This is a genomic window from Paenibacillus sp. FSL L8-0435, assembly GCF_037965655.1.
GTDB lineage: Bacteria > Bacillota > Bacilli > Paenibacillales > Paenibacillaceae > Paenibacillus.
Genome location: NZ_CP150185.1, coordinates 5416720 through 5430432 on the forward strand (window position 1 = coordinate 5416720; position 13713 = coordinate 5430432).

Genomic DNA, 13713 nt, shown 5'->3' on the forward strand with positions numbered 1-13713 from the left:
AGCTCATTATCGGAAAAAGAAAAAACCTCAAATCCGGAGGAAACCCCGGCAAAATTACGCTTGAATGCTTTGAACCAATTCAACAACTTGTTCAGCCGTTTGCATATCCAGAGCTTTAGCAGCCAATTCCTGCATATCCGCACGGGACAACTTGGTGATCTGACTACGAGCTGGCAGAATGGAGGTTGCGCTCATGCTGAACTCATCCAATCCAAGACCAAGCAACAATGGAATTGCTGTTTCGTCTCCTGCCATCTCACCACACATGCCAACCCATTTGCCTTCACGATGCGCTGCATCGATAACCATTTTAACCAAACGCAAAATGGCTGGGTTGTAAGGTTGGTACAGATAAGCCACTCGTTCGTTCATACGGTCAGCAGCCATTGTATATTGAATCAGATCGTTCGTTCCGATACTGAAGAAATCCACTTCTTTGGCAAATTGATCCGCCAGAACTGCAGTCGAAGGAATTTCGACCATGATTCCGAGTTGAATGCTGTCAGAAACAGTAATACCTTCAGCAACCAGCTTGTCTTTCTCTTCGAGCAAGACAGCTTTTGCTTCACGGAATTCACCGAGTGTTGCGATCATCGGGAACATGACACGCAGGTTTCCATGTACGCTTGCACGCAGCAATGCACGCAATTGTGTACGGAAGATATCCAGACGGTCCAGACACAGACGAACTGCGCGGAAGCCGAGGAATGGATTCATTTCTTTTGGCAGATCCAGGTATGGAAGCTCTTTGTCTCCACCGATGTCGAGTGTACGAACAACAACAGGTTTACCTTCCATTTTTTCCAGTACCGCTTTGTAAGCATTATACTGAATGTCTTCGGAAGGGAGCTTGTCTCTGCCCATGTACAAGAACTCGGTACGGTACAGGCCTACAGCCTCGCCACCGTTCTCCAGAACACCCGTTACATCATTTGGTGTACCGATGTTGGCTGCAAGTTCAACATGAACGTTGTCCACCGTTACCGTTGGCTCATCACGAAGTTTTCTCCACTCTGCACGTTGTGCATCATACTGTTCCTGTTTGGCACGGTATTCAGCAATAACTTCATCAGTAGGGTTAACCAGTACGTGACCATCCAGACCGTCAACAATGATCATATCGCCTTGTTTCGCTTGAGCCAAGATGTCCTTGGTTCCAACAACAGCTGGAATCTCAAGAGAGCGAGCCATAATCGCCGAGTGAGAAGTACGACCACCAATGTTGGTTGCAAAACCTTTAACAAATTGACGGTTCAGTTGAGCCGTGTCGGAAGGTGTTAGATCCTCCGCAAGCACGATCACTTCTTCGTTGATCTCAGCCGGACTCATGAAGTCGATACCAAGCAAGTGATTTAGCACACGTTTGGTAACGTCACGCATATCTGCAGCACGTTCCTGCAGGTAAGCACTCTTCATGTTCTCAAACATGGAGATAAATTGCGATGCCGTTTCGTTCAAAGCAAATTCTGCATTGATCATGTCATCCGCAATTCTAGCTTTAACCGGATCAATCAGTTCCGGGTCATTCAAAATGAGCAAATGCGAAGCAAAAATCTCTGCTTTTTTCTCGCCAAGCTCTTGTAAAGTGCGCTCTTTGATCGCCTCAAGCTCAGCCTGGGATTTACCCAGAGCTGAGTCGAGTTTCGCGATCTCTGCGTCAACGTCGTTAATTTGGCGTTTTTCTACAGAGTAGTCAGGATGCTCCAAGATAAACGCCTTGGCGATAGCAATACCCGCCGAAGCCGCGATCCCGGAGACATTAAGCATTAATTTCGCCCAACCCTTCGTTAACCATAACGTCAGTCAAAGCTTGAAGAGCTTCAGCTTCGCCTTCGCCTTCAACGATGATGTTGATGGTGTCGCCTTGTTCCAATCCGAGAGAAAGAACACCCAGAATGGATTTCAAAGTTACTTTTTTACCGTTAGCTTCTGCAAAGGATTCTGCACCTTTGAATTTGTTTGCTGTATTTACCAGGGCTGTCGCCGGACGTGCGTGGATACCATCTTCGTCTGTAATTCTGAATGTTTGTTGCATTACAATCATCTCACTTTCAGTAGTTTGGTTTAGGCATTGCATATATTTACACTTGCTTGCCATTGTCGTAACACTTCTTATTTTATCTCAATGATTGGCTGTTCGCCAACTTTCAGCACTCCGCTCTTCTTCAGAGTTACTGTGGAGCCCTCTGGCAGGTTGGTGAAAATAACTGGTGAAATGATCGAAGGAGCGTTTGCTTTGACATACTCCAGATCCACTTCCATAATCGGCTGACCTGCCGATACCAGATCACCTTCCTGTACCAGTACGTTAAAGCCTTGACCTTTCAGCTTCACCGTATTAACACCTATATGAACAAGCACTTCCTTGCCTCCATCGGACATGATGCCCACGGCATGTTTGCTTGGAAATACATTAAACACTTTACCATACACAGGAGAAGTTATCGTACCATCATGTGGCAAAATTGCGAATCCATCACCTGTCATTTTCTCAGCAAAGACCGGATCAGGTACATTTGTAATGTCCAGCAATTCACCATTGACTGGCATGACGATATCCTCAGCAACGATGCGCTCGCCTTGCTCACCTTGTGCCTTCTCCTCTTCAGGAGTTGGTTTGGCAGCTGCTGGCGTTGGTGCTGGTGTTCTTCCTGCAATAATATCCTGCATTTGAGATTTGATCGTGTCAGAACGTGTTCCGAAGATGGCTTGAACATTATTACCCACTTCAAGTACACCAGATGCACCCAATTGTTTCAAACGATCTTTTTTCACATTGGATTTCTCATTAACTTCAATCCGCAAACGAGTAATACAAGCGTCCAGATGTTTGATATTCTCTTTGCCACCGAAAGCTTCGAGAATGTTATGGGGCAGATCATCCGTTGAACCAGAGCCTCCGCCAGATTCGGTTTCAGGCGTTGCATCCTCTCGTCCAGGTGTCTTGAGATTAAATTTGCGAATGATAAACCGGAAACCGAAGTAATAGATCACCGCAAGAATCAATCCGACAATAATAACGTCCCACCAAGGTGTACGGTTCGGAATAATCCCGAAGATCAGGAAGTCAATGAACCCACCGGAGAAGGTCATACCGATCTTTACACCCAGAATTTGCATGGTCATGAAAGACAAACCTGCAAAGATACAGTGTACTGCAAACAGGATTGGTGCTACAAACAGGAACGAGAATTCAAGTGGTTCTGTGATACCTGTCAGGAACGAGGTCAGTGCAGCTGAACCCATGATACCTGCAACATACTTTTTGTGCTCCGGTCTTGCTTCATGGTACATCGCAAGTGCCGCTGCTGGCAAACCAAACATCATGAACGGGAATTTACCAACTTGGAATGTTCCTGCTGTGAGAGCAACGCCATCACGTAACTGGCTGAAGAAAATCTTCTGATCCCCACGAATAACATCTCCGGCTTTATTCACATACTCACCGAACTCAAACCAGAATGGGGAGTAGAAAATGTGGTGAAGACCAAACGGAATTAATGACCGTTCCACAACTCCGAAGATGAATGCCGACAATGTCGGGCTTGTATCTACCATGAAGTGAGATACAGCATTCAATCCATTTTGAATCGGTGGCCAGATAATCACCAGAAGCAACCCGATTAAGAGGGATACAACCGAAGTGATAATCGGAACGAAACGTTTACCTGCAAAGAAACCGAGGTAAGACGGCAGTTCGATTTTGAAAAATCGATTGTAACACAGCGCGGCGGCAATACCTATGATAATACCTCCGAACACGCCTGTACTTAATGTTGGGATACCCAAGATGCTGGCATAACCCGGTACTTCACCGATCATTGCCGGAGTAACACCTACTGCAGATCCTAATGTAACATTCATGACCAGGTAACCGATGATCGCTGCAAGACCTGCAACGCCTTCGCCACCAGCCAATCCGACAGCTACGCCGACGGCGAACAGCAATGCCAGATTATCAAATACGATCTGACCTGCGTTCATCATAATTGTTGCGATCGAGTTCACCCAAGGGGTGTCGAGCGCCGTTACATATTGCAAGAAATCTGGATTAACCAGCATGTTACCAATTCCGAGCAGCAAACCTGCCGCAGGTAGAATGGCTACAGGCAACATAAGAGCTTTACCTACTCTTTGCAATACACCAAAAAGCTTTTTGAACATCGCGTCGTTTCTCCCTTTCGTCTAAGTTATATGTTGTGATACAAGCAAGGGAACACAAAAAAGGCATGAATTAACAAAGTGAAATGTGCCAACCTTGGGGTATAGCATACCCTGTACAAGGAAAGAACAATCACACTTTAATTAACTCATGCCTGATCGAGTCAGTAACACGTCGCTTATGTTTATTCAGTTGCTTGATTACGGAAACCATTGTAGCACCAGTTCTAATCTATTGCAAGCCTTTACACCAAAAAAATAAATTCCACATTCCATCACTGGAATGACCTCACTTATTCTCTTCTTCCTTCCGCTGATTCAGTCTTTGCAGATGAATGGTCAGATAACCTACCTCCGCAGGATAAACCGGCAGTTTCAGTCTTTTCTCCATTACTTTGGTCAGTTTCCATGCAAGCGAGTACATTTCGGGATACTCCAACTTAAGCAGGGAATCCAACTTATGAAGCTCTTCCACTTTGTCTCCACGGCGAACACGCTCTAGGGCAAAACGAAGATGAGTCAGCAAACGAGAGTAATCAAGTGATTCCGTTTCAAACGAATAATCGAGTTGATCGGACACCAGGTTCACCAAATCAGTGATCAATTGTGAATGTTCACGTACCTGGGATATATTTTGATTGGTCATTGCGCTATAGATATGGAGGGCAACAAAACCAATCTCGTCCATCCCCAAATCTACACCCATTTTCTCTTTGATCAGACGAACAGCGTATTCTCCCATTCGATATTCTTCAGGATAAATCTCGCGGGTTTCATATAAAAATGGATTTTGTATGATAATGCCCTGCTCCTTGCGTTTTAACGCGAAAGAAATGTGATCGGTTAATGCAATATGGATATGTTCATTCAGAGGAACGTCCGTACGCTCTGCAATATACGTAATAACTTCGTTAATAATCTCGATCAGTGCTTCATCCACCTGTGGAAGAAGCTGTTTGTACTGCTCTTGCTCCTGCTGGTTTTTCAAAATAAACATTTTCTCCACAGCCATCAATGGAATGTGATCACTCGGTTTTCGGTTAAAGCCAATGCCTTTACCAATAACAACGACTTCCCCGTGTTCTGGATGCTGTGCAATGATTACATTATTATTTAGCGCTTTATCTACATGCAAGCTGCTCATTGTTTGCACCTCTTTTTCACACCATCTTAGGTGTGATTAAGTCACACCCTGTTACGAACGAAAAGACACCCGGAGCGGGCAAACCGCGCCGGACGTCTCGCTTAAAAAGTAACAAAAATTCGCCTTAAGGTCAATAGAGCAACCATGCAAGATTTGAAGTGCTTCTTACTCGTCAACTCCAGCTCTTTCCACAATCTTGTCGATTATAGAAGGAGTTGTAACAGCCTCGCTCTGTTGAATGGCAACTGGCGCAGGTGTTTTAGACTTCGTAAGGCCTTTAATCAGCTGCTCTACATCGATGCCGGATACACTTTTGAGCATCTCTGGAGCGGTCGCCATAAGTTCAGTAACATAGTTACTCACTCGTGCTGCACCTTCACCTTTACCTGTATCTACCACCGTCAATTTATCAATGGATGCAATTGGCTCTGCAATTTTGCCAGCCAGTTCAGGCAGCATTTTGACAATGATATCGAGTACAGCCGCTTCGCCAAACTTTTGGAATGCTTCGGCCAGTTTTTCCTTCGCTTCTGCTTCAGCAAGACCACGCAAACGAATAACTTCTGCATCTGCTGTACCTTTGGCAAGTTCCGCATCCGCCATGGCCTGACCTTCAAGTCGCTTCTGTTCAGCTGTTGCTTTGGCATGTGTTTCGATGGAGTACTGTACCGCATCGGCTTCACGCATTCTCTTGGCTTTATCCGCTTCGGCTGCCTGTTCCACCGCATAACGATCCGCTTCTGCCTTTTTCTTCACTTCAGCATCATATTGCTTCTCACGTACGACGATTTCTTTTTCCTGAAGATCGATCTCACGTTCTTTACGAACAAGTTCAACCTTCATTTCTTCCTCCACCACAGTCTGTCTGGCGCGAGCTTCATGGATATGGTAAGCCTGATCGGCTTCTGCTTTGGCTGTATCCTGATCCCGCTTAAACGTGGCTACTTTCAGTTCTTTCTCTTTGGCTGCCTCGGCGATATTGGTATCCCGCAGCAACTCTGCTTTTTGCCCCTGTTCCTCCGCATTAGCCTTCTGAATACGTGCATCACGCATTGCTTCTGCTTCAGCAATCTCGGCATCACGCTTCACTGCGGCAATTCTCGGTTTACCGAGAGCATCCAGGTAACCCTGTTTGTCACGAACATCCTTGATGGTAAATGAAACAATTTGCAGTCCCATTTTCTTCAAATCTCTAGCTGCTACGCCTTGAACCTCTTGGGCAAAACGATCCCGGTTCCGATATACTTCTTCCACCGTCATTGTACCGAGGATGGCCCGCAAATGCCCCTCCAGTACCTCCTGTGCTTCGCTTCTCAGCGCTTCTACAGGTTTACCGATGAATTGCTCAGCTGCCGTAGCAACGTCTTCTACAGCGCCTCCAACCTTGATAATAGCTACACCGTCAGCAATAACCGGAACCCCTTGCTCCGTGTACACTTCAGGTGTGGAGACATCCAGCTTGTGGGACAACAAGGAGATAAACTCGGACTGCTGGAATACCGGCAGGATAAATGCACCGCCACCACGAACAATTTTGATTTTTCGGCCAGAATCATCATCGGAGATATTTTTGCTACCCAGGAATGACCCCGTAACGATCATCGCTTCATCCGGTCCAACCGTTTTGTACCTCGCCCAGAAAGCCAGACCCAAAATTAGAATGACTCCGACTACAACTATAGGAATCAACAAAACATCCCAGTTCAAATTTAAATCCATTCCACATCTCTCCCCTTATTCATTCATGATGAGTGCTTAAACTAATTAGGTGATTAGAATACTTTATAAATCTTTAAGTACATTTTCATCCCATTCCGACACACGCAGTACGCCATCTACAACATCCACCACAACAACACGTGCTCCCGCCGCAATGGGGAGGTGTTCAAAACTGGATGCCGTTTGAATCGTACTACCGGATGCAAAGCGGATCATCACTTCGCCAAAACCTTTTTCCGGCACCGGAATGGTGATTTCCCCAATTTTCCCAGATAACTCTTTCATTGAAAATGCAATAGAGACATCGCTGTTACGCATCGGTTTGATGTATGCGAAGAATACCAGCATGGCTGCAGCAATACCTATAAGCAGGGATAGTATTAGACCGGACATCGCACTTAATGAACTATAACGTGTCAGCATTATGCCTGCACCACCAAAGGTTGTAATGGAACCAGCTAACACAACGGGTTTGAAAAAATCAAGGCCTGGCATTTCAAAAGCTCCGTCCAGCAAGCCATCAATCAAGTCACCCAGCACAAGGCTGACAACCGCAAATATCGCCCCTCCGATTAGACACCCCCAATACATTGTTTCCATCCCCTGTTCCTCCTCTCTCTGCCGCAAATTCATCCTAACTGAGCATTCCACATGTAAATAAATACGTAGCTACCATCAAAATGTTTCAAAATCTTTCCTCAAATGTATTCTGGAGCCGATAATGGGTATTATCACAACATTCTGTTCTCCTTGCTTCATGTTCCTCCATCATTCTCGTGCAGATCCGAATACACGAAAAAACCGCAAGCCCCCATGAAGGAGACTTGCGGTTATTGGACGACAGAATGTGTCCTTCACTTTGCAGTGATTATAGAATTACAGAGAAGCCTTGTAGATGGATACAACATCTTCCCGTTGCAGTTTCTTGAAGTTACCGAATGGACCAAACAACATCGCTTTGTCAGCCATTACGTCGATCTGGCTGTCATCGATATCGTAATCTGCCAAACGGTTAGGTGCACCAATGGATGTCCAGAATTTGCTGAGCGCATCGATACCTTCTTCAGCAATCTGTCTGTCCGACTTGCCCTCAGGGTTCACTTCGAATACATTAATTGCCAGACGTTTGAATCGATCCACATTCACATCCAGGTTATGTTTCATCCAGTGTGGGAACAAGATCGCAAGTCCACCACCGTGTGGGATATCATACACTGCGGAAACCGCATGTTCAATATTATGTGTTGCCCAATCTCCTGCGAGACCCATATTCAGCACGCCATTCAGTGCCATTGTTCCGCAATACAGAATCGTTTCGCGCAGTTCATAGTTCTCCAGGTCTTCAACCAGACGAGGCGCTGCTTCCATGACAGTACGCAGAATCGTCTCACAGAAACCGAGTTGAACCGGTGTATTGGCATCCAGATGGAAGTAATGCTCCAGTACGTGGGACATCATATCCACCATGCCGTATACCGTTTGGTCCAGCGGAACAGTGTATGTATTCACCGGATCCAGGATAGAGAATGCAGGGAATGAGTATGCGCTACCCCAACCCAATTTTTCTTGTGTATCCTGATTCGTAATAACCGAACCCGAGTTCATCTCCGAACCGGTTGCTGCCATCGTCAATACGGTACCGAGTGGAAGAGCGTCCTGTGCAACGGCTTTGCGCTGAGCAAAATCCCACATATCGCCATCATATTTGGCACCTACCGCAATGGCTTTGGAGCAGTCTAGTACACTACCGCCACCTACAGCCAGGATCAGGTCGATGTTATTTGTTTTACAGAGGTCTACCCCTTTATGCACCGTAGAAAGACGCGGGTTAGGTTCCACACCAGCCAGTTCAGTCACTTCTGCTCCGGCTTCCTTAAGCAAACCGATCACTTGATCGTACAGACCACTACGTTTGATACTGCCGCCACCATATACAAGCAGAACCCGTTTACCGTATTTCGGCACTTCTGTCTTTAATGCTTCCAGTTGTCCTTTGCCGAAAATCAGCCGGGTTGGATTATAGAATTGGAAAGATCTCATATCTATTGTCGCCTCCAATGGAGTTTAGTATTTTTGTGCAACTCCAATTATAGTACCCTGTTTATAGAAAAACAAATCGATAGTCACTCACTTTATAACAACCCGTTAATCTCCAAATGAGCTCGAAACATCTCGCTAGATGAAGGCAAATTCTCAGCATCCACCCATGTTTCTGTGGCCCATAATCCAGCCTGTTTGAATGCCCGCGGACAATGGATAAAACACTCTTCCACATCTACAATGACAGCCGCACCTATGGTTTTACCACTCCAGCCCATACTGGCGATGAATTCCTCATCCTTGGTAATGGATGCTGTGCCATTAATACGCAGCACTTCATTCATACCCGGAATCAAAAAGAGCATGCCAACACCAGGGTTCGACAACATGTTCAACAACGAGTCTATCCGCCGATTGCCTGGGCGTTCGGGATAAACGAGCCGGTATGTATCATACACTTTCACAAATCCCGCTCCATCACCCCGAGGTGACACATCACTTTTTCCATCACGATCGGAGGTGGAGAGGAAAAATAATGGTGACATGGATATAAAGTTCTGAACATGTGAATCCACAAATGAAATTGCCTTGTTACGCACATGTTCATGCGGTTCACCCACCATGCCTTGCAGTTCCTCAGCATCTGTAATCAACGGAATATTCAGCGCCTTCTTTTCCAAATCATTAACCCCATTTCCTCAATTCATCATGGTACTCTAGGACTTCTCCCCATTATAACTGCCTCGGAGGTTCATTCCAATGCGTGCTCATGACAAGAAACACCCGCTCTTGAATGGGCGGGTGTTCTTGATTTGTTGATATTATGTTGATTATTCAGTGTATCCCATGCTGCTTACAAAACGACGGAAAGCCTGGCGTCCTGCTTCATCATATTTGTAGACACCTGCATGCTCCAGAATCTCGGCGAATTTCAAGCCGACTTCCTGCTGTACAATGGCAACGGCTTGTTCTTTGTCCAGCTTAGGACCAAACCGTTCAATCAATTCTTCCGCCCAGCCCAGATGTTTGTTCAACACATGATCGGAAGCTTTGGCCGCTTCAGCAAGCTTGGCATCTCCAGCGAGGATATCCGCGATACTGTCCAGTTCTTCTTTCAAACGACCTGGCAGAATGGCAAGTCCCATCACTTCAATCAGACCAATGTTCTCTTTTTTCAAATGGTGCATCTCACGGTGCGGATGGAAAATCCCTTCCGGATGCACATCATTTGTACGGTTGTTACGTAATACAAGATCCATCTCATAACCACCATCTGCACTACGACGAACGATTGGTGTTACCGTATTGTGTGGCACTTGTTCCCCGTCCACTTCACTGAACGCTTCGATATCCACAGCAGAATCACTGTAGACCTTCCACGCTTCATATACGGCGTTACCCGCTTCAAGCAGCTCTGCAGGATCGTGTGAAGCCAGACGCATTACAGACATTGGCCATTTTACGAGACTCAGTGTAAGTCCAGGTGCATCCGCATGGCGGAAGACAGCCTCAGGCTGTGCATTTTGAATCGCGAACGTATGACGTCCGCCCTGGAAATGGTCATGTGTCAGAATCGATCCGCCTACGATCGGCAAATCCGCGTTAGATCCGATAAAATAATGCGGGTACTCCCCGACAAAGGCAAGCAGTCTGCGAAGCGTATCCTTCGTCAGTTTCATCGGCACATGATCATGATGGAAAATGATGCAGTGCTCGTTGTAGTAAACATACGGCGAGTATTGGAACAACCAAGGCTCGTTGTTAAGCTTCAACGGAATGACTCTCAGGTTTTGGCGAGCAGGGTGATTCACCCGACCAGCGTAACCTACATTTTCACGACACAGCTGGCATTTAGGATATACCGGAGGCGGAAGCAACTTGGCCATGGCAATTTCCTTTGGACTTTTCTCCGGCTTCGACAGGTTGATAGTAATCTCCATGTCTCCATAGGCCGTGTCCTGTGTCCAGTAGACGTTCTTCGAGATCCGATCCATCCGAATGTAGTTGGAGTTAATCGACAAGTCATAGAATTGAGATGTGGCCGCCTCAATGCCTTCCGTCTGCTCCGTGTGGCGGAATGCGCGTACCACCTCGGATGGGCGTGCCATCAGATGACCCATGATTTTGGCATCCAGCAAGTCACGGAACGTATCGCTATTTTCAGGAATAAGTCCAATGGAAAATCCATAATCGATCAACGTATCCAGCATAGCCTGTGGGCCAGCGGGCACATTCGTGTCCAACTCGCCGGCATAAGGCTCTGAGAATCCGAATTGTTCCAGCAAGAGGTTGCGGCTATAATCCCAATCCGCTTCCTCGATTAATTGTTTCTGCAAGGCAAATGCAACCAGACGTTCAATGGCATGCAGTGCTTCCTGCTGCTCCGGTGTCCGCTCTGTGGCACCTGCTGCAATATGAGTCTGTGACATAAGGTGTTCGCCTCCTAGTTTTTTCCGTAGCCGTCAGGACGTGATTGGTGCCAGCTCCAAGCGCTTTGAATAACATCTTCCAGATTGGTCCATTTCGGATTCCAGCCCAGGACAGATCTCGCTTTTGCAGATGAAGCTACCAGCACAGCCGGGTCACCTGCACGACGTGGCTCCTGTACAACCGGGATATCGAGGCCAGTCACTTTTTTAGCTGTTTCGATCACTTGTTTTACCGAGAATCCTGTACCGTTACCCAGGTTGAACACGTTACTGTTCTCACCTTTGCGAAGATAATCTACTGCACGCAGATGTGCATCAGCCAAGTCGCTCACGTGGATATAGTCACGGATACATGTGCCATCTTCTGTTGCATAGTCGTCACCAAACACGGCGATGTGCGGGCGTTGTTTCAATGCTGTTTGCAGTACGAGTGGAATCAAATGACTCTCTGGCTGGTGATCTTCACCAATTTTGCCGCTGTCATGTGCACCTGCTGCATTGAAGTAACGCAGGGAAACGTATTTGATATCCTGAACTTTATCGAACCATGACATCATGCGTTCCATCATCAGCTTTGTTTCGCCGTATACGTTGGTTGGCTCTGTACGATCACTCTCTTCGATTGGCACTTTCTCAGGCTCACCGTAGGTAGCTGCTGTAGAGGAGAAGACGATGCGGCGTACGTTCGCTGCATTCATCGCTTCCAGCAGACAGAGTGTACCAAACACGTTGTTGTCATAATATTTAACCGGGTCTTTCATACTTTCGCCTACGAGTGAGTTGGCTGCAAAGTGAATGACTGCATCGATTGAATTCTCAGCGAACAGCTTCGCCAGAATTTCTTTATCACGCAGATCCCCTTCATACAACTTACCGCCGAGCAACGCTTCACGATGCCCTGTCTGCAAGTTATCCAGTACAACAACCTCTTCTCCACGTTCCAACAATGCTGCTACCGTATGAGATCCAATATACCCTGCTCCACCTGTCACCAAAATTGCCATTTTACTTCGCCTCCTTCAATTCTTTAACACCGTCACCCACACCGCATACATAGAAATCACCTTTGAGACGGGTACGCGCTTCATATGCAGCGCCCACTTCACTTACAAAACGCTCGACATCATCTTCATGCACAAGTGATACGGTACAACCGCCAAATCCTGCGCCAGTCATCCGGGCACCAAGCGTGCCTGGAATCCGCTGAGCTTCTTCAACCATAACATCCAGCTCATCACAGCTTACTTCGTACAAGTCACGAAGCGATTCATGAGAAGCGTTCATCAGCTTGCCGAAGGTTTCCAGATCGTTACCCTGCAATGCTTCGACCGATGCGAGCACACGTGCGTTCTCTTCCACAACATGTTGTGCACGCTGTCTTACTTTATCATCCTTGATCTGATCTTGTAGCGTTACGAACTGCTCTGGCGTCAATTGAGCCAGATAATTCAGTGCAGGCAGCTGTTCCTTCAAGATGGCAAGTGCCTGCTCGCATTGGGAGCGACGTTCATTGTAAGCCGAATCCACCAGACCGCGGCGTTTGTTCGTGTTACCGATGACCAATTTGTAGGAGCCTGTACGGAAAGGAACCTTTTCGTATTCCAGTGTGTCACACATCAGCAGGATCGCGTGATCCTGAGCACCGTTTGCGACAGCGAACTGATCCATGATTCCACAGTTGACGCCTACGAACTCATTTTCCGCTTTCTGGGACAGAAGCGCCAGTTGAACCGTGTCAATATCCGATACACCCTCCAGAGACTGAATCGCAAATCCGGTAAGTACCTCCAGAGATGCGGATGATGAAAGTCCTGCCCCGTTCGGAATCTCCCCGTGGTACAGGAAGTCGTAGCCTTTTGTTACATTCACACCTTTGCCTTGTAGTTCAACCATGACACCAACAGGATAGTCAGTCCATTCTCCGGTTTTCTCCTTACCGATGGAGGAAGTGTCCAGTACCCCTTCATAAGACATGTTCGTGGAAGCCAGTTGCAACTTGTTGTCCTGACGCTCACGAATGATCAAAGTTGTTCCGAATTCAAGTGCTGCCGGAAGCACGTATCCACCGTTATAGTCAATGTGCTCACCGATCAGATTCACACGTCCAGGGGCATGAAATACACGGATGTCCGCTCCACTCTCTCCGTACTTCTCAATAAACTTTTGTTTCAATTCAGTTACGTTCACTGCTGGTGCACCTCGCCTCGTTGTTGTGGTTTT

11 protein-coding genes are annotated in these 13713 nt (G+C 46.8%); all 11 read right to left on the reverse strand.

Annotated elements, in window-relative coordinates; genetic code table 11:
* Positions 1 to 54: 54 nt before the first annotated feature.
* Complete coding sequence (gene ptsP, locus NST33_RS24095) at positions 55 to 1767, reverse strand: phosphoenolpyruvate--protein phosphotransferase (protein WP_221824718.1); 1713 nt, start codon at positions 1765 to 1767, stop codon at positions 55 to 57.
* Positions 1760 to 2035, reverse strand: a complete 276-nt coding sequence (locus NST33_RS24100) for an HPr family phosphocarrier protein (protein WP_024633102.1) — start codon at positions 2033 to 2035, stop codon at positions 1760 to 1762. Before NST33_RS24100 ends, ptsP begins: the two co-directional genes overlap by 8 nt.
* Positions 2036 to 2112: 77 nt before the next feature.
* Positions 2113 to 4164, reverse strand: coding sequence for a glucose-specific PTS transporter subunit IIBC (gene ptsG / locus NST33_RS24105; RefSeq protein ID WP_221824720.1), 2052 nt, complete (start codon positions 4162 to 4164; stop codon positions 2113 to 2115).
* A gap of 286 nt (positions 4165 to 4450) precedes the next feature.
* Positions 4451 to 5305: a PRD domain-containing protein gene (locus tag NST33_RS24110; protein ID WP_047844046.1), complete on the reverse strand. Its 855-nt coding sequence runs from the start codon at positions 5303 to 5305 to the stop codon at positions 4451 to 4453.
* Positions 5306 to 5470: 165 nt separating this feature from the next.
* A complete protein-coding gene (locus NST33_RS24115) occupies positions 5471 to 7024 on the reverse strand; it encodes a flotillin family protein (protein ID WP_145323943.1) in 1554 nt (517 codons plus the stop codon).
* A 63-nt stretch (positions 7025 to 7087) separates the two neighbouring features.
* Positions 7088 to 7624 carry a protease gene (locus tag NST33_RS24120; RefSeq protein ID WP_221824722.1) on the reverse strand — a complete coding sequence of 179 codons (537 nt, stop codon included), beginning with the start codon at positions 7622 to 7624 and terminating at the stop codon, positions 7088 to 7090.
* A 276-nt stretch (positions 7625 to 7900) separates the two neighbouring features.
* The gene (locus NST33_RS24125; RefSeq protein WP_047844049.1) at positions 7901 to 9064 is read right to left on the reverse strand and encodes an iron-containing alcohol dehydrogenase; all 1164 of its coding nucleotides are present in this window, start codon (positions 9062 to 9064) and stop codon (positions 7901 to 7903) included.
* Positions 9065 to 9156: 92 nt separating this feature from the next.
* Positions 9157 to 9744, reverse strand: coding sequence for an MSMEG_1061 family FMN-dependent PPOX-type flavoprotein (locus tag NST33_RS24130; protein WP_260632990.1), 588 nt, complete (start codon positions 9742 to 9744; stop codon positions 9157 to 9159).
* 150 nt (positions 9745 to 9894) lie between these two features.
* A complete protein-coding gene (locus NST33_RS24135) occupies positions 9895 to 11493 on the reverse strand; it encodes a UDP-glucose--hexose-1-phosphate uridylyltransferase (RefSeq protein WP_339305426.1) in 1599 nt (532 codons plus the stop codon).
* 14 nt (positions 11494 to 11507) lie between these two features.
* Positions 11508 to 12497 (reverse strand): UDP-glucose 4-epimerase GalE, encoded by a 990-nt coding sequence (gene galE, locus NST33_RS24140; protein WP_017686840.1) that lies wholly within the window; start codon positions 12495 to 12497, stop codon positions 11508 to 11510.
* Position 12498: 1 nt separating this feature from the next.
* Positions 12499 to 13680, reverse strand: a complete 1182-nt coding sequence (locus tag NST33_RS24145) for a galactokinase (RefSeq protein WP_339305428.1) — start codon at positions 13678 to 13680, stop codon at positions 12499 to 12501.
* Positions 13681 to 13713 lie beyond the last annotated feature (33 nt).